We start from the raw sequence: 23,416 nt of genomic DNA, 5'->3' as shown, positions 1-23,416 counted from the left end.
GAGCGGGCCGTCTTTTTGCACGCCAAATAACCTCCCCCTGCGTATCTGGAAGCGTGTCCATTTCCAGCTGTGGAGTGATTCACGCGATCGGGTCTCACCAACTGATTCTGGCCGTGAACTCGTCGTCCGCATCTTTTCTAGACGCTGTCCCACCACCAATCCTGCCTTGATTCTGTCACATTCTGATACGCCTTCCAGAATGATCGATATCTTCATCAGAGAAATTTCGCCTCGTGTTCCATTAAGAAATACGCTTAGGAGACCTAGGTCACGTGCCGAAACGGCGCGTCGCCAGCCCCGGCGAACCCTCGCCAAAGTCCTAAAAACCTTGACGAAATTCCAATTATTAACGAAATATCATGAGCTTGCCTCAACTTAACGCAAATGCGAAAGATTTGCTGCGATGCGATATTTCTCTGGACACCATTACACAATTGTCGCATTTTTCCGTTTTAGTAGGGTTACTAAAGACCTGAGTGCAGCCCTGGTGACAGGGTTAAACCATTGATCGCCTATTGCCGCCGCGCCCCCTCGAAGACAACAGAGTACGATCCTTGAGCATCACGGAATTAAACAACAGCATTTCGACAGAGTCCTTCCGGCCGAGCCGCCGCCAGCAGCCGAGCCTGAAGATCCAGACCCCTGTTATCCATAGCGATGCGCCGCAGGCGCCGTTGGTGGATCTGGTCCTGAAGCGGGCGTTCGACATTGTTTCGTCGTTGAGCGCCCTCCTCGTCCTCGCCCCTTTCCTTCTGTTCGTCGCCCTGCTGATCAAGATCGACAGCCCGGGACCGGTGCTCTTCAAGCAGACCCGCTGGGGCAAGAACTGCAAGGCCATCAAGGTCTACAAGTTCCGTTCCATGCGCACCGACCTCTGCGACGTCTCCGGCGTTGCCCAGACGGTGATGAACGATCCGCGCGTCACCCGCGTCGGCGCTATTCTGCGCCGCACGAATGTCGATGAGTTGCCGCAGCTGCTGAACGTGCTGCTGGGCCACATGTCGGTCGTCGGTCCGCGCTGCCATGCAATCGGCATGCGCGCCGGCGGCGTGCTCTACGAAGAGCTCGTACCGGAATACCATCAGCGCCATGCGATGCGCCCCGGGATGACGGGTCTTGCCCAGATGCGCGGCCTGCGCGGCCCGACCGATCGTCCGGCCAAGGCCCGCGCCCGCATCGCCAGCGATCTTTACTATGTTGCAAATTTCTCAATCTGGATGGACATGCGCATCATTGTCGGAACCGTCGTGTCGGAGCTGACCCGCGGAAAAGGCTTCTAAAGCGCGTCGCGATCTTTCAGATTCGCTCCTCGCGCTTTAGTCTTTGTTTTTGCGCATGTCGCACAAAAAGCGATGCACACTTTGCGCGACATGCTTTCCAGCTTTAGCTTTGTGAGAAAGGGCCGGCTGCCTCAGAGCAGCCGGTACCGGAATGCTCTGGCGACCGCCTGCATGCGGCTGACCGAATTGAGCTTGCGCATCGCGCTCTTCAGATAACCCATCACCGTATGCGCCGAGAAATCCAGAATAATCGCGATCTCGTCGCTGCTCTTGCGGCCGCCGACTACAGCACCCCGCGTCTTTTTAGACGCGCAAAGGACGCTGTAGCACGTTGAATTGCAGGCATTCGATTTCGCGCCGGATGAGCGTCTCCAACGGATCATCCTCCGCGCTGCCGCTACGCGAAACTTTGTCCAGAAGCTCCATGCCGCCGTAGAGCAGCGCCATCGCCTGCTCTCGGGTGGGCATAGGACCGCGGCCTGAGAAGGCGAAGATGTATTGTTTCAGGTCAGCGTCGTGCAGCGTGAAGGCGAAGGTATTCTTCAGCCCGTGCATCTGAAAGAGCGTGTTGAGTTTGCGGTCTTCCTGATTGGCGGCGCTGCCCGCAAACGACCCCTCCTCGCAGAAGATCGGGACGATCGTCCGCTTCATCGCGGTCACCAGTCTCCTGTATAGAAGAGATCGGCAGCCTCGTAAAAGCCAACAAGGCTTGCGGCCAATTGCTGATCAACCGGTTTTCGGTGAAAGCTGTGCGGTCGCCCCGCGGGAAGGCCGAGAGCAGATAGAAATCGAAGCCCGCAAGCTTCGCCATCTCGTCGAGCCGTTCGTTGCCGTCGTCGGACGAAACCCCGGCGCCATCGGCCTGCGAAGGCGAAAATGCAGCATCCTCAGCGCAGTCGCCGACTGCGCGTTCACGTCTTTCATCTTCGTATCCTCGTATGGCCAACTTCGGCTCGACCTTGCTACCGGCGCCGAAAAGTTCGCGCCGGGGCATCAGCAAAGGCAGCTTCTGCCCGCATCCCGAGGATACGAAGCATCAAAAACGCGAACTGGACTGATACAACGGGAAGAACGGAGACGAAGTCTTGCGCTCATTCTTATGTTGTCGCACTTATAAGATCGTCCCGGGAAATCAGCTAATATTTATTCCGCATGGCTCCCATGCAGGCGCTACAAATTGACGTAGCGGCAGTCAGCCGCCCCCATCACCGGCCAGGGCGGGCGTCTAAATTTGTTATCAAAGTCTTACGATGGGTTTAGGCAATTTTTAAATGTGGCAAGCTAGAGTGGGGCTCGTGGTCTTGCGTTGTGTAGAGAGTCCAATGACCGAAATGATACGTCCCCGAGTAAAATATGTCATCGGCCCCGATGGCAGCCCCCTGACGATCGCGGATCTTCCGCCGCCCAATACGCGGCGCTGGGTGATTCGCCGGAAGGCAGAGGTTGTCGCGGCTGTCCGCGGTGGCTTGTTGAGCTTGGAAGAGGCCTGCGAGCGTTACACGCTCACGGTCGAAGAATTCCTGTCCTGGCAGTCGTCGATCAACAGCCACGGTCTTGCCGGCCTGCGCACCACGCGCATTCAGCAATATCGTCACTGATCACACCCAGCATCGACGACATCATTTCGGGCCGGACGCATCTCCCATGAGGGAATGAAGAAGGCCCGAAATCATTGACGAGGCCGCGTAGCACCAGAGACCGGGCTGCGTGAAGGCATCCGCCAGCCCCGTCGTCTTCGCCGCCGCAATGACGATCGCGACGAGCAGCACATCCATCATCGACCACTTGGACAGATGCGGTACGACGCGACGATAGAACAGGCTGCCGGCCCCACCCCCAGCGGCCGTCCCTTCTGCGGTGATCCCCATCGCCTCCACGGTGATGCCGATCATCTTCAGAAACGGGAGCAGGATCGAAACCAGGGCGACGATTGCCGCCAGCAGCCTGTCCCCGCCTTGCCAAAGCGAGACGATGATTTCGATGAGCGACGGCGTTTCGTCGAAGAAATACAGCGTCTCGAAACGGACCAGCGGCAAAACGAGGCCGAGCGCCAGGAAGAACGGCGCAGCCACGAGAAGCACGGGGCGAGCCATCGAAAGCGCACTCATTGCCCTGAACCTCTCATCGATCCGACATTTTGCATGAACACTCTGTCTCCTGTCTGTATTGCCTCCACGGCTTGGCACGACCGCGCCGCCATGTCACGGTCCGCTACGACAATATCGCTCGTGAGGAAAGACAATGGACATTCGAAGTGAGGAAGGCGTCTCGGGCGGCCGCTATGCGGCCGAGGTCGAAGGGCACGAGGCGGAGATGACCTATTCACGCACATCGCCGAAGCTGGTCATCATCGATCACACGGCCGTTCCCGAATCGCTGCGCGGTAAAGGTGTCGGCCAGGCACTGGCGCTCCACGCCGTGGAGGCAGCCCGCACCGGCGGCTGGAAGATCATCCCGCTCTGCCCATTCTTCAAGGCGCAGGCGCAACGCCATCCGGAATGGAAGGATGTCGTGAATTAATGCATGTCGCCCAAAAGCGCACAGCGGGTTTGGGACAAGGACATGCATAAAATAAATCGTCCCGGCGGGCGGACGAAACTCGTTTCCGGTGGGAGCGACGACATAAGGCAAACACCAAAAGCCATGTATAACGGACAGCGCGCCCATCATACATGGCTTCTCAGTGGCGATCCCAAGGCGCCGAAGCCGGCACCCAGCCGTTTCTCTTACGCCCTTGCTCTGGCGCCGCCGTCACGCTCTTCCAGCGCTGTGGCCCTTGCATATTCCGCTTGCATCTCCTCGAGCGCCATTTCCAGCGTCTCTTCCTGCATCTTCAGTTCCTTGATCGAAACCTGCAGGTTGTCGGCCCGCTGACGCGCGGCCTTGGCGAAGGTCGGATAAGCAAAGTGATTCGGGTCGGAAATACCGGACTTCTTTTCCTCGACGACGATCTGGCTCTCCAGATCCTTCGTCATCCGTTCGAATTCGGACATCATCATCTGCAACTGCTGCAACTGACGTCGTTTTTCGTTCACCTGAAATTCCTTCAGGCGAACGAGATTTTCTCGCGACTTCATACGCATTACTCCCGTGATGCGAGACCCCGGCTCAACTTGAAACCGCCCTGCGCGCCGCTTTGACACGGTTTGCTAAAAAATTTCCCGCGATATTAACAAATACCTACCGCTGGTAACCTTTCGTTTACGGGCATCGTTAATGATAGGCCCGATGATTTAAGGGTCGGTAAATGCAGAGGCATGAAGTTCGAACCTTTTCATTGGCGAGTCGGATGAATCACTTAGCGCTGTTTCCTAATGTTAAAGTTGAGGGGCGCCTTTTTGAGATTCCTATTGGAAAACAGAGAAATGGAAAAATTGTTTAATAAATTCGATACTCCTTGCCAGAGTGAATTAGAATTTGTTAACCATTTCGTGGCAGCTTTCAAATCACGTAGCGTGTTCGGTATCGTGTAGGGGGCCAGACCACCTTTCGGCGGCGGTAAAGGGGATAATTATGCGGGTACTTCTAATCGAGGATGACAGCGCGACGGCGCAGAGCATCGAGTTGATGCTGAAATCAGAGAGTTTCAATGTTTATACCACCGATCTCGGTGAAGAAGGCGTCGATCTGGGCAAGCTGTATGATTATGATATCATCCTTCTCGATCTGAACCTGCCCGACATGTCCGGATATGAAGTGCTTCGCACTCTCCGGCTGTCCAAGGTCAAGACGCCCATCCTCATTCTGTCGGGCATGGCCGGCATCGAAGACAAGGTTCGTGGCCTCGGTTTCGGCGCTGACGACTACATGACCAAGCCGTTCCACAAGGACGAGCTTGTCGCCCGCATCCACGCCATCGTCCGCCGCTCCAAGGGCCACGCCCAGTCGGTCATCATGACCGGCGAGCTGATCGTCAACCTCGATGCCAAGACGGTCGAAGTCGGCGGCCAGCGCGTCCACCTGACGGGCAAGGAATATCAGATGCTGGAGCTGCTTTCGCTCCGCAAGGGCACCACCCTCACCAAGGAAATGTTCCTGAACCACCTCTACGGCGGCATGGACGAGCCAGAACTGAAGATCATCGACGTCTTCATCTGCAAGCTCCGTAAGAAGCTTGCCAACGCCGCCGGCGGGGCCAACTACATCGAGACTGTCTGGGGCCGTGGTTACGTTCTTCGCGAGCCGGATGGTGCCGAATACGCCGAAACCGCCTGATATTTTTTCCGATCCCCTTATCGGATAAACGAAGATCCCGCCTTTTCGGCGGGATTTTTCGTTTCGGCCCGCGCAATAAGAATCCGCTCTCACCTCAGGCCGGATCGGCCTGAAATCCTCTGTTCTTTCGATCTAGGAAATAGCCTGGGGCGGCCGAAACCGCTTGCACGCGGCATCATGCTCCGGTGGTGCCGATATCGGCGGAAGAGATCTGCCCGTCAGGCGGCGATCGCGCGGTTTCCGAAAACGGCGGTCAGGATCTTGCGATCGAACGGCTTCAGCAGAAAGTCGGTGGCCCCGGCCCGTTTGCCCGCCATCAGTTTCTTCAGATCGGCCTCGACGACGCAGTAATAGATCTTGACCTCTTTGCCGCCCTCCATGGCGCGGATAGCGGCGATGAGATCGAGGGCGCCTTCCATGCCGGAATCGACGATCAGATATTCCGGCAGCTCCGCCTGGCAGCGCTGCAGCGCCTCGCCGGCGTTGGAGGCCTCGCTGACCAGAAAGTCGAGTTCGGAGAGAATGCGCTTGCCGACCTTGCGGACGATGTCCGAATTATCGGTGATCATGAACCTTTGCATGGCCGCTCCTTTGCCCCCGCATTCGTCGCAGCAAGAGGCCTCTTACAACCTAGGAGAATAGGTCCATCAGCCTAACGAAACGTTACCGGACGGGCGCCGACACAGGCCCGTACCCCGAAGTCAGGCTGCCGCAGCCACTGCCGTGAACACCAGTTCGTCGGCGCTGGCGCTGTGATCAAGCGTCATTCCGCACTCCTGCGCCAAAAGCACGGTGTAATAGGGCTGGATCGAATGAGCATCGATCGCTTCCTCGATAGTGCCGGTCGATATCTCGACGAACTTCGGCGGCAGGCGCATCAGTTTGCCTTTGGACGTGAGCTTGAACTTCGCATCGAATTCGGGATTTTCGAGCGTTACCTCAAGCACGCCGCCGCGCGGAATGGCGGAATAGGCAACGAGGAAGAGGTTAAGCAGCAGCTTGACACGGTTCTTGGCGACGATGGCGCGCGGTCCGTTCCAGATCACCTCGGTCTTCTTTTCGGCGACGGCGAAATCCTTGGCTGCACGCTCGGCCTCGCCGGTGTCGATCGAGGCGCCGACGGAGCCCGACGCGCCGAAGGCGAGACGTGCAAATTTCAGGCGGACGGAAGCATTGAGCGCGCTGGTGCGGATCAGGTCCATCGCATCGGCATCGGCGCCGCCTTCATCCAGGAGCTCCAGCCCGTTATTGATCGCGCCGACCGGCGAGATGACATCGTGGCAAACGCGGCTGCAAAGAAGCGCGGCCAGATCCGGGCCGGACAGGGTGAGATTGGGGTTCTTGGACATCATTGTCTCCTGATGGGCGGCAATTTCATTGCGCCCGGAATATGCTTCATCAAAATTGCGCGAAGTTTGCGATCGTACTCGGTGCCATAATGACACCATATTTGGTAAACCGATTGTTAAGATCATCGGCGCAAAATGCACCAATCGCCGCGAGCGGTTGCCCGCTCTCAGCCAAACGACGAACGGATGACACCATGCGCCCTCGATTTCCGCACCGATTCATCGGCTTCTGCAAGTTGCTTTCGGCCCTCATCTTTTCCTCGCTGATGGTTGCCGCACCGGCCGCTGCCCAGGATAACGGTCAGTACACGATGCAGGAAATCGTCGACGCCGGCCACTCCTTCTTCGGCTCCGCTAGCGGCGGACTTGCCAAGGTGGTCGAGAGCGCCTTCCAGAAATACGGCCTGCCGAACGGCTATATCCTCGGACAGGAAGGCGGCGGCGCCTTCATCGCCGGCCTTACCTATGGCGAAGGCCAGCTGAACACCAAGAACGCCGGCGAGCACAATCTCTATTGGCAAGGCCCCTCGCTCGGCCTCGACTACGGCGGCCAGGGCTCACGTGTAATGATGTTGGTCTACGACCTGCCCTCCGTCAACGGCATCTATGCCCGCTTCGGCGGCGTCAGCGGCTCGGCCTATGTGATCGCCGGCTTCGGCATGACGCTGCTCAAGAACAACGACGTGCTGGTCGTGCCGATCCGCACCGGCGTCGGTGCTCGCCTCGGCGTCAATGTCGGCTATCTCAAAATCACCCAGGCGCCGACCTGGAACCCCTTCTGAGGCCTCAAAGCCGCTCGAATCTGCCGCCGGCGCCACCGGCGGCCTTGCCATGCGCGTCACGCGTGCTTAATCATCGCGGCTGACCTCGTATCAACCTTTTTACTGATGGCCGCGCCGTGATCGAATATGCTCTGTTGTTCGGATTGGGCTTCCTGACTGCGGCCTTTCTCGTCTTTCTGGTCTCGCCCGCCGTTCACCGCCGCATCGTCTGGTATACTGAGAACCGGCTGAAAGCGACGATGCCGCTGAGCCCGCAGGAGGTTCGCGCCCAGAAAGACATGGTGCGCGCGCTTTATGCCGCCGAAAACGCCCGCACCACCCAGGACCTTCTGCGCGAGCGCGAGAAATCCCTGTCGTTCCAGCTTCGCCACGACGCCCTCGCCGTCGATGCCGGCAGGCTTGCCGCCGAGATCGGCGAATTGCAGGCCCAGATCGGCGAGATGCATGTCGAGGCGGCCGACCAGCGCTCGCATCTGCGCAAGGACGAGAACTATATCAGCCAGTTGAAGACCAATCTGCATATTGCCGAGCAGTCCGCTGCCAACAAGGAGAGCGAACTGGCGACGATGCGGACGCGGCTGAGCAAGCTCGGTGAACAGGCCGATGGTCTGAGAATAGACTTGGCCGCGCGCGAGACCGAGGCGGAGAGCCTGAAATTCCGCGTCAACGCGCTGCGCGACGAACGCGACACGCTGCGCCAGGACGTCAGCCTGCTGCAGAAGCGCGCCAAGGATGCCGAACAGAAACTGACGCAGCAGCAGCATATGGTGATCCGCCTGGAGGATAAGGCCGCGCGCGAGAGCGCTTCCGCCATCGAAAAGGAAAACCTGGTCGCTCGCCGCCAGCAGGAGATCGCCAGGTTGAAGGAGCAGTTGAAGGCCGCCAACGCCGAGATCCGCAAGGTCAACCGGGTGCTGCGCGACGCCGGCCTTGCCGGGATGGCCGCGGAACTGCCGGCGGAAATGACGGAAGAGACGACCACATCCACGCTCGACACCGCCATCGTCACGGCTGAGCTGGGCGAGGATGTCCGTAAACGCAGCGCCGACCTGGCCGAGCGCCTGCAAAAGGCAAAGGCCGTAGCCGGACGCGATGGTGCGATCCGAGAGGAGATTGCCTCGATCGCCGCCAATATGGTGGCGCTGACCGCCCTGAACGAGGGTCCCTCCTCGCCGATCCGCACGCTGCTCGTCGAAGCTGCGGAAAAGAACCCGAACGATCGTGTCAGCCTTGCCGACAGGGCAACCGCAATCCTCGCCGATCCCGCGAGCGTCCGATAGGACGCGCGGCGCGCCATCATGTTTGACCATCATGTTTGAATTGACGCAGACCCCTGAAAGTCAATCCGATTTGAGAGGGATATGCGTTAGAGCCGGCCCATCGCTGAGGCCATGGAAAACAGCGCGATCCCCGTCGCCGTCGCGGCATTGAGGCTGTCGAGTTCCTCCGACTGTGGAATGCGCGCGCTCTGGAACCGCGCAAGCAGCGCCTCCGGCAACCCCTCGCCCTCGGTCCCGACGACGAGCGCCATGCGCGTCGAGGCCGGAATGGCGCGGATATCGGTCTTGCCGTGCGGTGAAAGCGTCCAGATGGCAAAGCCCCGTTCGGCAAGCGCCACGAGTCCATCGAGCGCCTTGCCGCCGCGGCGGTGCGGGACACTCAGCACCGAACCGACCGAGACACGCAGCGCCTTGCGGTAGAGTGGATCACAGGAGGTTTCGTCGAGCAGCACCGCATCCGCCCGGAAGGCGGCCGCATTGCGGAACATCGAGCCGGCATTGTCGTGATTGGAAATGCCGCAGCCGACGAGCACCAGCGCCCGTTCCGGCAGCGCGTCGAGAAGTGCCGCCTCCCCGCGCTCCTCACGCCGGCCGAGCGCGAGAACGCCGCGATGCAGATGGAAACCGACGACGCCGTCGAGCACATCCGCCCCGGCGACATAGACCGGCACATCGGCCGGAAACCGCTCCAGGATGGGCAGCACGCCCTCGACGCGGTTGCGCAGCAGCAGGATCTTCTCGGCGAAAAAGCCGCTGCCTGCAGCATGCGCCTCGGCGAGCATGCGCAGCACGACGGTGCCTTCGGCGATGAAGCGGTTCTCTCGGCCCGTCAGGTCGCGCTCGCGGATCTCGCGGAATTCAGCGACGCGCGGATCGTCGGCACTGTCGATGTCGATCGGGACGGCGGCCATGCCGGCCTCAATTGCCCGTAACAGTGACGTCGGCGACGGTGCGGCCGGTCCTGAGATCGTAGACCAGCGCCTTGTTCTTGCCCTCGACCGTTTCGCCGTAGAACAGAAGCTGCCCTGCCGAAAACGAAGTGGACTGCACCTTGAAGCCGAGCGGCAGGGAAACGATTGCCGCAAGCGGCGCATCCGAGGGTACGCTGGAGGCTGCAACAGCGGACGCCGTCTCCTTCGGCTCGCTGTGCATCACCTTGTAGACAACCGCGCCGAAGACCGCCATAAGGCTCACGAACATGATGGCGCCGGAGACGATCTGCAGGCGGACCATCTTGCGCCGGACACTTTCCATCGCCGGATCAAGGGGCTTCTCTTCCTGGTCGTCTGGCTCGATTGCTGTCATCTGTGCGTCCCGTTCTAAAAAATACGTCGGAGAAGAAGCGTCTTGAGCGACCCCTTTAAACAAGCAGCCGGCAATAGAAAAGTCCTGACCGCCGATGAAACTGCCGAAGGCCGGTTGGATGCCTGGCTGACGGCGCAGATCGGCGAGGAATTTTCGCGCAGCCGCATCAAGGCGCTGATCAAGGACGGCCAGGTTTTTCTGCGCGGCGAACCCGTCACCGACCCGCAGCGCAAGGTGCGCACCGGCGATAGTTTCGAACTCACGCTGCCGGAGCCGGAAGATCCGACGCCGCAGGGCGAGGACATCCCGCTCGATATCCTCCATGAGGACGACGACGTCATCGTCATCTCCAAGCCTTCCGGTCTCGTCGTCCATCCCGGCGCCGGCAACTGGACGGGGACACTGGTCAACGCGCTGATCCACCATTGCAGCGATACGCTCTCCGGCATCGGCGGCGTGCGCCGCCCCGGCATCGTCCACCGTCTCGACAAGGATACGACAGGAGTCATGGTCGTCGCCAAGAACGATATTGCCCATCGCCACCTGTCGCTGCAATTTGCCGACCATGGCCGCACCATGCCGCTGGAGCGGGCCTATCAGGCAATCGTCTGGGGCCGGCCCCGCTCACTGTCGGGCACGGTCGAAGCGCCGCTTGGCCGCGCCACCGGCGACCGCACGCGCCGCGCCGTCAAACGCCCCGACAGTCAGGACGCCGACGAGGCGATCACACACTACCAGGTGATCGAGCGCTTCCATGAGAAGCCGGACGCAACCGCGTTCGCCTCGCTGGTCGAGTGCCGCCTCGAAACCGGCCGCACCCACCAGATCCGTGTCCACATGGCCCATATCGGCCATCCGCTGCTCGGCGACACGGTTTACGGCGCCGGCTTCAAGACCAAGGCCAATCTCCTCCCCGGAGAGATCCGCACAGTCGTCAACGGTTTCGGCCGCCAGGCACTGCATGCCTTCATGCTGCAGTTCGAGCATCCGCGCACCGGCGAAATCATGCATTTCGAGGTACCGCTGCCGGATGATATGGTCGAATTGGTCGAAGCGCTGCGGCGATAAAGCCGAGCTCCGAATGCCGCCTGCGCAACTCACACCTGCGTGAGCGGCACCTTGAACCGCCGTTTCGCCACACTTATCTGTATATTGACTTAGTGCGGGCTCGCAGTAGAGCCGCACGTCCCGGTTTGCCTTTTTTAACGCGAGGATGCGTTTCATCGGGAACCGGAATTCACTTTAGGAGGGTGCACTATGGCCCGAAATACCTTGCCGTCCATTACCGCCGGTGAAGCCGGTCTCAATCGTTACCTCGACGAAATCCGCAAGTTCCCGATGCTGGAGCCGCAGCAGGAATACATGCTCGCCAAGCGTTATGCCGAGCATGGCGACCGGGATGCCGCCCACAAGCTCGTCACCAGCCATCTTCGCCTCGTCGCGAAAATCGCGATGGGTTATCGCGGCTACGGCCTGCCGATCGGCGAAGTCGTCTCCGAAGGCAATGTCGGCCTGATGCAGGCCGTCAAGAAGTTCGATGCCGAGCGCGGCTTCCGCCTCGCCACCTACGCCATGTGGTGGATCAAGGCTTCGATCCAGGAATATATCCTGCGTTCGTGGTCGCTGGTGAAGATGGGCACGACCGCCAACCAGAAGCGCCTGTTCTTCAATCTGCGCCGCCTGAAAGGCCGCATCCAGGCAATCGATGACGGCGACCTGAAGCCGGAGCACGTCTCGGAGATCGCCACCAAGCTGAACGTCTCGGAGGAGGAGGTCATCTCGATGAACCGCCGCCTCTCCGGCGACGCCTCGTTGAACGCGCCGATCAAGGCAGCCGAAGGTGACGGCGGCCAATGGCAGGATTGGCTGGTGGATGACCATGACAGCCAGGAAGACGTGCTGATCGAACAGGATGAGCTCGACACCCGCCGGCGCATGCTGGCGAAAGCGATGAGCGTGCTGAACGAGCGCGAACGCCGCATCTTCGAGGCTCGCCGCCTCGCCGAGGATCCAGTGACCCTGGAAGACCTTTCGACTGAATTCGACATCAGCCGCGAACGCGTTCGCCAGATCGAGGTCCGCGCCTTCGAAAAGGTGCAGGACGCCGTCCGCAAGGAAGCCCTGGAACGCGCCAAGGCCGTCCGGGTCGTCGAAGCCACGGCATAAAAACCTGTCGCGTGATACAATTGAAGAAGGCGGGTCCTTGCGGCCCGCCCTTTTTCATTCATCTTTGTCCGCAGCCTCGGCACCGCGCCAAGATCCGGGAACGCTGGCGTCGCGGAACCGTCACTGGCTCGTCGACACATCTCCGAGCGCAGTCCATTCCTTGATCGCGGTATTGAAGGCGTCCGTTCCCGTACCGCCCTTTTCCATCGTCAGCAGCGCGCGGCGACCGTTGCGGTAGGTGATCGGAACATCGATCCAGTTGCGGGTCGACATCAGGTCGAGATTGGCCTTGCGCGCATCAGGGTAGTCGTTGAGCGCGATCATGTGGAAATCGTCGGTGATCTTGGCCGGAACCGCGATCAGCGCGTCACCGCGATCCTGCTCCGTGCGCTTCATCGAGATGCGCTGGACGCTGTCGATGCTGCCGCCTTCGAAATTCGGCGGCACCGAGAAGACGATCTCGACGAGATGGCTTGCCGGCAGCGACGGATCGGAATTGCGCTTGAAGGTGACGAGAGCCGAGAGATTGCGCTCGGGAACCGTGACATTGCCCTGCACCGTCGCTTCCTGCCGGCCATCCTGGCCGGCCTCGTGCTGCACGCTCCAGACGACCGATCCCTCGATCGCCGTCGGCGAGCTCTGGCCGATGCGCTCCTCATAGAGGAACATCTTTTGCGACGAACCGACGGGCGCGGTCTGCGGCGGCGATGCCACCGGGCCGTTCGGCGTCCGCGTGTCGGGGGGTGCCGCATCGCCCTGTGCGCTGGCAGGCGGCGTATCGGCTGCCGCAACATTCTGTTCGGCGACCGACTTTCCTTCCGCGGTCGGCGTTCCCGGCACAGTCGCCGGGCCACTGTCGACCTCGGTTCCATCCGTCAGCAGCCGCTGGGTGAATTTCGAATTGGCCGCAGCGCCGTCATTGTTCATGGACGCTACCTGCGGATTCGCCGGCGCCGCTGGAGTATTCTGCGCTCCTGGTGTGGTTGGCTGGGCTGGCGTCACCGCGCCCGGCTGGGCAGGCGTCGCCGAGCCATCCGGCGGCGTTGCCGCCTCGTTCCGGGTCGCCTGCGACGGTGCCGAGCTGACGAGCCCGTCGACCATCGCCACCAGCGCCTCCCTGTTCGTCCAGCCGGCATAGGCGCCGCCACCGATCAGGATGAGTGCGAAGATGAGCGTGATCACTGTGCCGATGCCGATGCGGCGGCGCTTCGGCTCCATACGGAAGCTCTTGCCCTGCAGTTTGGAGGCGACAATCTGATCGATATCCATCGACGGATTGGCGTCATCGTCATCAGCGGCGACAGAGCCGCGGCGGTCGTAGCCGCGCAGCGCCTTCGCCTCGCGCCAGTCCTCGCTCGCCGCGCCGCTAGCAGGCGCCGGCTTGCCGTTGTGCACTTCCGCGAAGATATCGACATCGTCGAAATGAGAGGCAACCGGCGTCTTCTTATTGTTGCCGGCCTCGATCGGCGGCAGATCGTCGAAGGCAGCCGTCTCCCAGGAGAAACTTTCCTTGGCGGCCGGCATGACGGCGGCGGGTGCAACTTTTTCGAGGCTTGCTATCACGTCTTCGAAGGCGCGCGCCGAGGCATCGGCGGTCATCGGCGCCGGCGCCGTCTCCGAATATTGCCGGAGTTCCTCTTCCGCCCATTCAGTCTCCGCATCCTTGGGTGCCGGAGCCGGCGTTTCAGCAACGGGCTCGGTCCAGACGGGGTCGAAATGCGCCGCAGCTTCGGCCTGCAACGGCTCCTCGCGGCTGTGCTCGACGAACTCCTGCGGGCGATCGAAATCGGCAACCGGCTCCACCAGCCGGTTCGATGCGTGATCTATGCCGCGCGTGACCGGCTGAAGCGGCTCGGCGGGCTCGGAAGCCTCCTCCGCGTCAGGCTCGTCGCTTTCCACCGCCGCCGGTTCGGCCGCAATCTCTTCGGCTTCCACGGGATGCTGCTCGCCAGCACGCTGTTCGTGGGCTTGCTCCTCGCGATGCCCGGCGGGTGGCGCTTCCCAGCCGTCATGTTCGGCCGGCACGTCCTCGGCAGCGACGTCGCGCGCCTCGCCGGCATGCCATTCCTCGGCCGGCGCTTCCTCCTCATGCGAGGGATGCCAGTATGTCTCGGCGGGACCCGATATGTCCGGCGAATCCGGTGTCTCGTCGGAAACAGGGGCTTCCTCGGGAACGGGTGCTTCAGGGGAAACGAGCGTTTCCTGGGAAAGAGGCTCCTCCGCAGCGACCTCTTCCTCAGCTTCCTCCGGCGCGGCGGTTTCCACATGATCGGGCTCGTCGGCGGCCTCGGCCGCCTGCGGTTCCGCATAGGCTTCGTAGACCGGTTCCTCGACAGCCGTCTCCGGCGCCGGTTCGCTTTCGTCGGGAACCGCTTGTTCTTCGAAGGATTCCGCCGCGGCGACAGCCGCAACCGGCTCATCGAGCGGCATCGCCTCGGAGTGTTCGCCTTCCACTTCGCGGATGGCAGCCTCGAGCTTTTCGAGCTGGCGTTGCAGCATGGCTTCCGGCGGACGCGGCTTCATATTCTCGAGCTGCCGCTGCACTGCGCCGCGGGCACGTTCGTAGACTTTCACCCGCATCTCGGGGGTATTTTCAGCCAGGCCGTCGACGGCCCGCCGAATGACTGCAATAAAATCCGCCATCAGTACTTTCTCAAGAAGTCCGGCACTCTACCGAACCATCCTCCACAGTGACCCGTGAGCTTAATCCTCAAACGGATCGGTCACAAGTATCGTGTCATCCCGCTCCGGGCTGGTGGAAAGGAGCGCGACGGGTGCCCCGATCAGCTCTTCGACCTGGCGAACATATTTGATCGCCTGTGCCGGCAGATCCGCCCAACTGCGGGCGCCGACGGTCGATTCCTTCCATCCCTCCAACGTGATGTAAATCGGTTCGACTCTAGCTTGCGCTCCCTGGCTTGCGGGAAGATGATCAATCTGTTCGCCGTCGAGCATATAGCCGACGCAGATCTTCAATTCCTCGAGACCGTCGAGCACGTCGAGCTTGGTGAGCGCGATGCCCGTGATGCCGTTGGTGGCGATCGATTGGCGCACCAGTGCGGCGTCGAACCAGCCGCAGCGCCGCTTGCGTCCGGTCACCACGCCGAACTCATGACCTTTTTCACCAAGGAACTCACCGATCGCGTCCTTCAACTCGGTCGGGAACGGGCCTTCGCCGACGCGCGTCGTATAGGCCTTGGTGATGCCGAGGATATAACCGAGCGAGCCGGGTCCCATGCCGGAACCGGCAGCGGCCTGACCGGCCACCGTGTTCGACGAGGTCACGAAGGGATAGGTGCCATGATCGATGTCGAGCAGAGTGCCCTGCGCGCCTTCAAAGAGGATGCGGGAGCCCTTGCGACGCTCCTTGTCGAGGAAGAGCCAGACCGTATCGCGAAAGGGCAGCACCCGATCGGCGACCGAGGTCAGTTCGTCCATAATCGCCTGGTGGCTGACTTCGGCAACGCCGAGGCCGCGGCGAAGCGCATTGTGATGCGTCAGAATACGGTCGACCTTGCCGGAAAGGCTGTCGAGATCGGCAAGATCCATGACGCGGATGGCGCGGCGGCCGACCTTGTCTTCATAGGCCGGGCCGATACCGCGGCGCGTCGTGCCGATCTTGGTGCCGCTGTTCGACGCCGCATCCTCGCGCATCGCGTCGAGTTCGCGATGCAGCGACAGGATGAGCGTCGCATTGTCTGCAATGCGCAGATTGTCAGGCGTGACCGTCACGCCCTGCGCCTCCAGCCGGCCGATCTCGGCGATCAGCGCATGCGGATCAACGACGACGCCGTTGCCGATGACGGCCATCTTGCCCGGGCGCACGACGCCAGACGGCAGCAGCGAGAGCTTATAGCTGGTGCCGTCGATGACGAGCGTATGGCCGGCATTGTGTCCGCCCTGATAGCGCACAACGATATCCGCACGCTCCGAAAGCCAGTCGACAATCTTGCCCTTGCCTTCGTCACCCCATTGCGAACCGACCACGACTACGTTCGTCATCCAACTCTTCCTGTTACCGGCGCGAAACCGCGCACCTGCTCAAACCCGCGCATCTATAAAGCTTTGTTTTTTGGAAAGCGACCCTGTTGTCACAGCAGATTGGGCTTTTTACGTGACAAATCAGCAGCCGACAGGCTATTTCCCCTCACAAAACGCCGCTCGGCGATCGCGGAAAGACGGGAAGAACGCTCTTGCAAGCCACGGCCTATATCTGCCTCGTTATCGCCACCCTCTGCTGGGGCGGCAACTCCGTCGCCGGCAAACTCGCGCTCGGGCACATCAGCCCGATGATGTTGACCTTCCTGCGCTGGTTCCTCGCCGTCGCGATGATCGCCGTGATTTCAGTACCGCAACTGCGGAAGGACTGGCCGGTGGTCAGGAAGAACCTGCCGCTGCTCCTCTTCTACGGCGTCATCGGCTACACCCTTTTCAACGCCATGCTTTATTCAGCCGTGCAATATACGACGGCGATCAACGTCGCCATCGAGCAGGCCGGCATCCCGATGCTGATCTTCCTGCTGAATTTCATGTTCTTCCGTACCGGCATCTCGCTGGCGCAATGTCTCGGCTTCGGGATGACGCTGATCGGCGTCGCTCTGACTGCCGCACATGGCGACCTCGCAACGCTGCTGCAACTCAGCCTCAACCGCGGCGACGGGCTGATGCTGATCGCCATTGCCGCCTATTCGGTCTACACGATCTTCCTGCGCTGGAAACCGCCGCTCGACTGGCGCACGTTGATGGCGGTCCCGGCGCTCGGCGCCATGCTGACCTCACTGCCGCTGCTCCTTTGGGAAGCGGGCCGGGGTGCGGCACAATGGCCCGACCAAGCCGGCTGGGTCATCACTCTCTACACGGCGATCTTTCCCTCGCTGGTGGCGCAGATCCTCTATATCAAGGGCGTCGTGGCGATCGGCGCCAACCGGGCCGGCCTGTTCATCAATCTGGTGCCGGTGTTCGGAACGCTGCTCTCCGTCGCCCTGATCGGCGAGAAGCTGCAGTCTTTCCATGTGATCGCGCTGGTGCTGACCTTGGGCGGTATCGCCATTGCCGAAAAGGGCCGGCCGAAAGCTTCGGCTCCGACCGTTCCAGCCTCACCAGTGGATTAACCAAGCTCCAGCGTCGTCACGCCGAAGACGTGCTTCAGCGGGATGGCCGGGGCCGGTCCGCGATACATGCGTGTCGTTTCGAACACCGGTTGAAGGCCGATGCCTTCGGCAAGCGCGACCGCCTCGCGGTTCTCTGCGGGAATGTCGATGAAGACCGCAGCCCCCTTCGCCTCGGGGATCAATTCGGCAAGCAGCGCCGCGGCGCTGTCGGCATCGTTGGCAAAGAGCGGGCCGATCTTGTAGCCCTCGTAGCAGCGGCGGATCGTGCCGTAACCGCGGATCTTGTGGCTCTTGCGCACTACCGCCGAACGGCGGCCCTTGCGGGCGGTGCACCAGGCAGCGAGAAAGGCGCCTCGCGGCTGCGGAAAGATCGCCGAATCATATCGCTGCAGGCCTTCGAGGCGTGAATCCAGTACAGGCTGCGCGACAAGCGTCGAAACCGGCAAGGAAGTAGCGAGACCGCCGTAACGAATGGTGGAATAGGCGGGTTCGAAGCCGGCCTTGCGGTAGTAGTCCTGCTGTGCGGCGACGCCGTCGAGACCAATCGTGCGATCTCCCGCGCTGGCAATGCCCGCCGCCCAGATCGCCTTGCCATAACCCTTGCCGCGAAAATCGGGATGGACGATGTAGAGGCCCAGGAACGCGAAAATATCGCCATATTTGACGACCGAGATGGAGCCGACGGGGACTTCACCGATGGAGCCGACGAAAAATCCCGACGGATCGGCCTCGTTGAATGCAAGCGAATCGTCGAGGCCAGGGTTCCAGCCTTCCTGACGCGCCCATTCGAGCACGAGTTCCAGTTCGCCGGGCCGCATCGAACGAACGGCAAATTCCGAATTCATGCAACTTTCCCAGATTGAATGTCCCGCAAGTCCATCCCGGCAACGGCAAAGCAATTGTCAGGCCCCAGCCCCCGATTGCATCTGCGAACGATGGAGAGCCGCGCTCATTGACTTGACGACGCGTATAATCATTTTTCGATGCAATACAGAAAGCTTCGTTTCCGCATTACCATGAAACAATGCCGTTGCAAGCTCAAGAAAATTACTTGCGCCTCAATTATCTTCCAGCCGATGCGAATAAAAGGCCGCGCCGAAAAGATACTGCCTGCCAATTTGAAAGACGAGAGAAGCATTCGTCCGAAATCACCTCCGCGACGCAGCTAAAACCGGGAGCGACGACAGTCGCCCGCGGAAGGATCACCGGCCATTCAACTGCCCATCGCGGTCTTCTGCTTTTCGACTCGGCGCGTCATCGATGAGAAAAGACAGTCTGTCTCGACCGCCGGTGCGGGATAACCGAAGGCATAGCCCTGCAGGCCGTCGCAGCCGAGCTGCGCCAGCACGACGGCATGCGCCTCGGTCTCGATGCCCTCGGCGATCACCTCGACATCGAGTGCCTTGGCGATTTCCACGATCGACCCCACCACGCGCCGCTGCTCGGCGGAGGTGACGACCTCGTTGACGAGCTGCCGGTCGATCTTCAGCCGCTTCGGCCGCAGCTTGACGAGACCGATCAGCGAAGCATGGCCGGATCCGAAGTCGTCGATCTCGATGTCGATGCCCATCTGTTTGATATCGCCGATATGATCGAGCAGTTTTTCGTCGCTGTCGTCGAGGAAAATCGTCTCCACAAGTTCGAAGACGATCGCGCCGGGCGGAATGTCGAGTCTCCTGAGCTTGTCGAGCAGCGCTGGATCGGCAAGTCGTGACGCCGAGATATTGACGGCGATGCGCGGAACCGCAAGGCCGTGCAACAGCCAGAACAACCGGTCTTCGAGAACGCGTTTGAGGATCGCCGCATCGATTTCCGCCGCAAGCCCGTGTTCGTCGGCAATCTTCAGGAATACCCCCGGGGCGAGCACGCCCTTCTCCGGATGTTTCCAGCGCGCCAGCGCCTCGAAGCCGATGACTTCCCGCGTTCGGGCGTGGAGCTGCACCTGATAATAGGGAAGGATTTCGCCGCGCTCTAGCCCGAGCTTCAGCTCTTCGGCGAGGCGGCGCTTGGAGCGCAGATCCTCCTGCAATTGCCGCGTGAAGAATTCGACACGGTTGCGGCCGAGCTTCTTGGCCTGGTATAGCGCCAGGTCGGATTCGGCCAGCAGATTGCGCGCCCGCCGATCGCCGCTCCAGGAAACGCCGAGCGAAGCGCCTGATTGCAGCATCTCCTGGCCGAAGCGGATCTTTTTCCGCAGCCGGCGCTGGACATCCTCGGTGATCAGCTTCAATTCCGCCAGATCGGTGAAATTGACCAGCACGATGACGAATTCGTCGCCGCCGACGCGGGCGACCATGCCATTCGCAGGAATGGCCGCGGTGATGCGAAGGGCTGCGGCCCGGAGCACCGCGTCACCTGCCGCATGACCATGGCTGTCGTTGATCTGCTTGAACTGGTCGAGGTCGAGATGCAGCACGCCAAGCGTCGTGATGCTCTTGTCGGCCGGCAGCTCCGCCAGCCGCTTGTCGAGAAGGCGCCGGTTCGGCAAACCGGTGAGATAGTCGTGATCGGCGACATGCTCGATGCGCGCATTGCTCTCTTCGAGCGCCAGTGCCCTCGCCTCGGCCACCACCTTCTGCCGCGCCAGTTCCGCGTTGAGCACGACGTCGGCCGTCACATCCCATTCGGCGCCGATAAAGGAGGGCTCCCCTTCCGCATCCACGTAGAAATGGGCGCGCGAGCGCATATGGCGGATTTCACCGCTCGGCAGCACGATCCGGAATTGCGAGTTATAGGCGCCGCGCATCGCGATCGCCTGCTCGAAGTCGCGTTCGGCTCGCTCGCGATCATCGGGATGGATGGCATTGGACCAAAGTGATGCCGGCACCAGCCGGCACGTCTCGCCGGTCTCGTAGAGACGATGCATCTGCGCATCCCACAAGATTCCGCCCTGCTCGATGCTATGCTCCCAGACACCGATCCGGGATGCATCGAGAGCGAGTTCGAGCCGACGCAGAAGATCCTGAAACTCGTGTTCGGATCGTGTGGCTTTGTTCTCTGGCAACGCGGTCCCAGCCTTAGAAGCTTGCATAACGGCAATATGGTCTCAAGCCGGCATTAAGGAAGCCTTGTCCTGATGACCGAACTAGTGAATAGGTGAACTGTTCGTTACGACTTCCCCTTTTGGATCAAAGGCCTTGCAGTCTATACCATTTCAAGATCAGTGGTTGTGCCGCGGCGGATTTTTCGCGATCTGGCGGAATTCCGCCGCCCCCTCTAGCACTGCGCCGTCCGACAATTGCGTCACCGAGCGGCGGTAGATCTGCTGCCATGGCGTCGCATCCGCCGGCACCGGCGGGATGCCATCAGCCTTGCGCCGTTCGATCTCGGCGTCCTCGACCAACATGTCGCAGCGCCCGTGGTTGAAATCGATGCGGATGGTATCGCCGGTATGAAGCCAGGCGAGACCGCCGCCAGCGGCACTTTCCGGCGAGGCGTTGAGGATCGATGGACTGTCCGCAGTGCCCGATTGGCGGCCGTCGCCGATCGTCGGCAGGCTGCGGATGCCGCGCTTCAGCAGATGATCCGGCGGCTGCATGTTGACGACCTCAGCCGAACCCGGCCAGCCGATCGGCCCGGCGCCGCGGATGACGAGGATGGTATTTTCGTCGATGCCGAGTTCGGGGTCGTTGATGCGTTTGTGATAGTCCTCGGAACCGTCGAAGACCACCGCCTTGCCCTCGAACACGCCTTCGCGCCCGGGTTCCTCAAGATAGCGCCGGCGGAAATCCTCCGAGACCACGCTCATCTTCATGATCGCGAAATCGAAGAGATTGCCCTTGAGAACGAGGAAGCCCGCCCGCTCCTTCAGCGGCTCGGCGAACGGCGTGATGACCTCGCGGTCGCGGGCTTCCTTGCCGTCCAGGTTCTCGGCCATCGTTCTACCCGTCACCGTACGACAGTTGCCATCGAGCTTTCCGGCCTGCAGGAGTTCCCACATGATCGCCGGCGTACCGCCGGCGCGATGAAAGCGCTCGCCGAGATAGGCGCCCGCAGGCTGGACATTGGCCAGCAGCGGGATATCGAAACCATATACCTGCCAGTCGTCGGGATAGAGTTCGACGCCGGCGTGCTTCGCCATCGCGGCCAGGTGCGGCTGCGCGTTGGTCGAGCCGCCGATCGCCGAATTGGTGCGGATCGCATTGAGGAAAGCCTCGCGCGTCAGGATATCCGACGGCTTCAGATCCTCGAACACGATTTCGACGGCGCGCCGCCCGGTGCGGTAGGCCATCTGGCCGCGTTCGCGGTAAGCGGCCGGAATGGCGCCGCAGCCGGTCAGCGAAAGGCCGAGCGCCTCGGCCAGCGCATTCATCGTCGATGCGGTGCCCATCGTATTGCAGTGGCCGACGGAAGGCGCAGAATCGAGCGCCGCCTGCAGGAACTCCTCCCGATCGATCTCGCCTGCCGCATATTTCCGTCGCATCCGCCAGATCACCGTGCCGGAGCCCGCCAACTCCCCCTCGTGCCAGCCGTCGAGCATCGGGCCGCCGGAGAGCACGATCGCCGGAATATCGACCGTCGAAGCCGCCATGATCGCCGAAGGCGTGGTCTTGTCGCAGCCGGTGGTCAGCACGACACCGTCGAGCGGATAGCCGTAGAGGATTTCGACGAGGCCGAGATAGGCGAGATTGCGGTCGAGTGCCGCCGTCGGGCGCTTGCAGTTCTCGAAGATCGGATGCGTCGGAAACTCGATCGGAATGCCGCCGGCATCGCGGATGCCGTCGCGCACCCGCTTGGCGAGCTCGACATGCACCCTGTTGCAGGGCGTAAGATCGCTGCCGCTCTGGGCAATCCCGATGATCGGCTTGCCGGAGCGCAACTCTTCCGGCGTGATGCCGTAATTCATGAAGCGCTCGAGATAGAGCGCTGCCATGTCGATATGATCGGGATTGTCGAACCAGTCCTGTGAACGCAGGGGCCGCTTCGGCGAATGGCTGTCCGTCACTGTTTTCCTCCTGGCCGGGCATTCTTCTCTTCGAGATGGAGGAGCAGGCCGCTGTGATCCTTTTCGCCATTGCCATTGGCGACGAATTCGCTGAATTCGGCATGTACCGCCGCAGTCAGCGGCAGCGTCAACGACAGGCTCTTGGCCGTCTCCATGGCGGCGGTCAGATCCTTCAACTGGTTGCTGGATGAACCGCCTGGCGTAAACTGCCGCTCGACCATGCGCTTGCCGTGCAGCTCGAGGATACGGCTCTCGGCAAAGCCGCCGCGAATGGCGTCCCGGAAGGCCGCCGGCGAGCCGCCGCCAGCCTCAATCAGTATCATGGCTTCGGCGACGGCACCAATCGTCACCGCGACGATCTGCTGGTTGGCAAGTTTGGCAAGCTGGCCTGCCCCGCTCGGGCCGACGCGGGTCACGCGCCCCATCGGCGCGAAGACGTCTTGAAGCCCGTCGATCACCCCGTCGTCGCCGCCCGCCATGATCGCCAGCGTACCGGCTTGCGCCCCGACGACGCCGCCTGATACCGGCGCGTCGACATGCTGGATGCCGCGGTCGGCAAGTCGCGTGGAATGATCGCGGGCGAAATGCGGGGCGATCGAACTCATGTCAATGACGGTTGTGCCAGGCGCCATCGCATTGGCTGCTCCGCGGTCGAACAACACGTCCTTCACCGCCTCGGCGTTGGTCAGCATGGTGATGACGACGTCGGCGCCCGAAACGGCATTATCAGGTGTTCTCGCGCAGATCGCGCCGTCTCCCGCAAGCGGTTCGGCCTTGCTGGAATCGCGATTCCAGACGGTGACGGCAAAGCCCGCGCCAAGCAGCCGGCGAGCCATCGGCGCCCCCATCAGGCCGGTGCCGAGAAAGGCGATCCGCCTGCCGTCGTGACCTTTTCTCGAACTCGTCATTCAGTCCTCCCAACTGTTGTCCGTCCTTGATAGTCCCCTCGCCCATCGTTGCAAACCGTTTTGACGGACGTAACG

21 protein-coding genes and 1 pseudogene are annotated in these 23,416 nt (G+C 61.4%); 9 read left to right on the top strand and 13 right to left on the bottom strand.

Annotation, left to right across the window (positions count from 1 at the left end; translation table 11 throughout):
- Window positions 1–554 precede the first annotated feature (554 nt).
- Window positions 555–1,280, top strand: coding sequence for a sugar transferase (locus tag V8P77_RS00805; RefSeq protein ID WP_335910229.1), 726 nt, complete (start codon window positions 555–557; stop codon window positions 1,278–1,280).
- A 131-nt stretch (window positions 1,281–1,411) separates the two neighbouring features.
- Here the strand turns inward: V8P77_RS00805 and V8P77_RS00800 are convergent.
- Window positions 1,412–2,220 (bottom strand): annotated as a pseudogene (locus V8P77_RS00800) (helix-turn-helix domain-containing protein).
- A 382-nt stretch (window positions 2,221–2,602) separates the two neighbouring features.
- Here V8P77_RS00800 and sciP point away from each other — a divergent pair.
- A complete protein-coding gene (sciP, locus tag V8P77_RS00795; RefSeq protein WP_007533628.1) occupies window positions 2,603–2,878 on the top strand; it encodes a CtrA inhibitor SciP in 276 nt (91 codons plus the stop codon).
- Between the two features lie 21 nt (window positions 2,879–2,899).
- Here sciP and V8P77_RS00790 read toward each other — a convergent pair whose 3' ends face one another.
- Window positions 2,900–3,466: a paraquat-inducible protein A gene (locus tag V8P77_RS00790; protein WP_335910223.1), complete on the bottom strand. Its 567-nt coding sequence runs from the start codon at window positions 3,464–3,466 to the stop codon at window positions 2,900–2,902.
- A 55-nt stretch (window positions 3,467–3,521) separates the two neighbouring features.
- Here V8P77_RS00790 and V8P77_RS00785 point away from each other — a divergent pair, with 55 nt between their 5' ends.
- The gene (locus V8P77_RS00785) at window positions 3,522–3,800 is read left to right on the top strand and encodes a GNAT family N-acetyltransferase (RefSeq protein WP_335910221.1); all 279 of its coding nucleotides are present in this window, start codon (window positions 3,522–3,524) and stop codon (window positions 3,798–3,800) included.
- Between the two features lie 206 nt (window positions 3,801–4,006).
- Here V8P77_RS00785 and V8P77_RS00780 read toward each other — a convergent pair whose 3' ends face one another.
- Window positions 4,007–4,357, bottom strand: coding sequence for a flagellar export protein FliJ (locus V8P77_RS00780; protein ID WP_335910219.1), 351 nt, complete (start codon window positions 4,355–4,357; stop codon window positions 4,007–4,009).
- A 436-nt stretch (window positions 4,358–4,793) separates the two neighbouring features.
- On the opposite strand from V8P77_RS00780, the gene ctrA reads away from it, so the two are divergent.
- Window positions 4,794–5,495: a response regulator transcription factor CtrA gene (gene ctrA / locus V8P77_RS00775; protein ID WP_003542362.1), complete on the top strand. Its 702-nt coding sequence runs from the start codon at window positions 4,794–4,796 to the stop codon at window positions 5,493–5,495.
- A 218-nt stretch (window positions 5,496–5,713) separates the two neighbouring features.
- Here ctrA and V8P77_RS00770 read toward each other — a convergent pair whose 3' ends face one another.
- Window positions 5,714–6,076: a response regulator gene (locus tag V8P77_RS00770; RefSeq protein WP_003542364.1), complete on the bottom strand. Its 363-nt coding sequence runs from the start codon at window positions 6,074–6,076 to the stop codon at window positions 5,714–5,716.
- Window positions 6,077–6,196: 120 nt separating this feature from the next.
- Complete coding sequence (gene chpT, locus V8P77_RS00765) at window positions 6,197–6,844, bottom strand: histidine phosphotransferase ChpT (RefSeq protein ID WP_003542366.1); 648 nt, start codon at window positions 6,842–6,844, stop codon at window positions 6,197–6,199.
- 194 nt (window positions 6,845–7,038) lie between these two features.
- Here chpT and V8P77_RS00760 point away from each other — a divergent pair, with 194 nt between their 5' ends.
- Both V8P77_RS00760 and V8P77_RS00755 read left to right on the top strand, forming a co-directional pair.
- On the top strand, window positions 7,039–7,626 hold the full coding sequence (locus tag V8P77_RS00760) for a DUF1134 domain-containing protein (protein WP_335910217.1): 588 nt from the start codon (window positions 7,039–7,041) through the stop codon (window positions 7,624–7,626).
- Window positions 7,627–7,742: 116 nt separating this feature from the next.
- On the top strand, window positions 7,743–8,906 hold the full coding sequence (locus tag V8P77_RS00755; RefSeq protein WP_335910216.1) for a coiled-coil domain-containing protein: 1,164 nt from the start codon (window positions 7,743–7,745) through the stop codon (window positions 8,904–8,906).
- A gap of 86 nt (window positions 8,907–8,992) precedes the next feature.
- Here the strand turns inward: V8P77_RS00755 and V8P77_RS00750 are convergent, their stop codons facing one another.
- On the bottom strand, window positions 8,993–9,817 hold the full coding sequence (locus tag V8P77_RS00750) for a TrmH family RNA methyltransferase (RefSeq protein ID WP_335910215.1): 825 nt from the start codon (window positions 9,815–9,817) through the stop codon (window positions 8,993–8,995).
- A gap of 7 nt (window positions 9,818–9,824) precedes the next feature.
- Window positions 9,825–10,211, bottom strand: coding sequence for a hypothetical protein (locus V8P77_RS00745; RefSeq protein WP_335910214.1), 387 nt, complete (start codon window positions 10,209–10,211; stop codon window positions 9,825–9,827).
- Window positions 10,212–10,253: 42 nt separating this feature from the next.
- Between V8P77_RS00745 and V8P77_RS00740 the strand changes: the two genes are divergently transcribed.
- Both V8P77_RS00740 and rpoH read left to right on the top strand, forming a co-directional pair.
- On the top strand, window positions 10,254–11,279 hold the full coding sequence (locus tag V8P77_RS00740; RefSeq protein ID WP_335910213.1) for an RluA family pseudouridine synthase: 1,026 nt from the start codon (window positions 10,254–10,256) through the stop codon (window positions 11,277–11,279).
- Window positions 11,280–11,468: 189 nt separating this feature from the next.
- Window positions 11,469–12,377 carry an RNA polymerase sigma factor RpoH gene (rpoH, locus tag V8P77_RS00735; RefSeq protein ID WP_003542378.1) on the top strand — a complete coding sequence of 303 codons (909 nt, stop codon included), beginning with the start codon at window positions 11,469–11,471 and terminating at the stop codon, window positions 12,375–12,377.
- 120 nt (window positions 12,378–12,497) lie between these two features.
- Here the strand turns inward: rpoH and V8P77_RS00730 are convergent, their stop codons facing one another.
- Window positions 12,498–15,020, bottom strand: a complete 2,523-nt coding sequence (locus V8P77_RS00730; RefSeq protein ID WP_335910212.1) for a hypothetical protein — start codon at window positions 15,018–15,020, stop codon at window positions 12,498–12,500.
- Window positions 15,021–15,080: 60 nt separating this feature from the next.
- Window positions 15,081–16,379, bottom strand: coding sequence for an adenylosuccinate synthase (locus V8P77_RS00725; RefSeq protein ID WP_011653210.1), 1,299 nt, complete (start codon window positions 16,377–16,379; stop codon window positions 15,081–15,083).
- Window positions 16,380–16,570: 191 nt separating this feature from the next.
- Here V8P77_RS00725 and V8P77_RS00720 point away from each other — a divergent pair, with 191 nt between their 5' ends.
- Complete coding sequence (locus V8P77_RS00720) at window positions 16,571–17,488, top strand: DMT family transporter (RefSeq protein ID WP_335910211.1); 918 nt, start codon at window positions 16,571–16,573, stop codon at window positions 17,486–17,488.
- On the opposite strand, the gene V8P77_RS00715 is transcribed toward V8P77_RS00720, so the two are convergent.
- From V8P77_RS00715 to V8P77_RS00700, 4 genes are all read right to left on the bottom strand, one after another.
- On the bottom strand, window positions 17,485–18,333 hold the full coding sequence (locus V8P77_RS00715) for a GNAT family N-acetyltransferase (RefSeq protein WP_335910210.1): 849 nt from the start codon (window positions 18,331–18,333) through the stop codon (window positions 17,485–17,487). The two genes, V8P77_RS00720 and V8P77_RS00715, sit on opposite strands and share 4 nt — an antisense overlap.
- A gap of 368 nt (window positions 18,334–18,701) precedes the next feature.
- Complete coding sequence (locus tag V8P77_RS00710; RefSeq protein ID WP_335910209.1) at window positions 18,702–20,519, bottom strand: putative bifunctional diguanylate cyclase/phosphodiesterase; 1,818 nt, start codon at window positions 20,517–20,519, stop codon at window positions 18,702–18,704.
- Window positions 20,520–20,648: 129 nt separating this feature from the next.
- Entirely contained in the window at window positions 20,649–22,433 is a 1,785-nt protein-coding gene (locus tag V8P77_RS00705; protein WP_335910208.1) for an IlvD/Edd family dehydratase, read from the bottom strand.
- Window positions 22,430–23,341: an NAD(P)-dependent oxidoreductase gene (locus tag V8P77_RS00700; RefSeq protein ID WP_335910207.1), complete on the bottom strand. Its 912-nt coding sequence runs from the start codon at window positions 23,339–23,341 to the stop codon at window positions 22,430–22,432. Before V8P77_RS00700 ends, V8P77_RS00705 begins: the two co-directional genes overlap by 4 nt.
- Between the last annotated feature and the right edge of the window lie 75 nt (window positions 23,342–23,416).

Origin of the sequence: Rhizobium aouanii (assembly GCF_037002925.1) — a bacterium.
GTDB classification, from domain to species: domain Bacteria; phylum Pseudomonadota; class Alphaproteobacteria; order Rhizobiales; family Rhizobiaceae; genus Rhizobium; species Rhizobium aouanii.
Note: the sequence above shows the minus strand (reverse complement) of the source record. Positions and strands in the feature narration are given on the sequence as shown.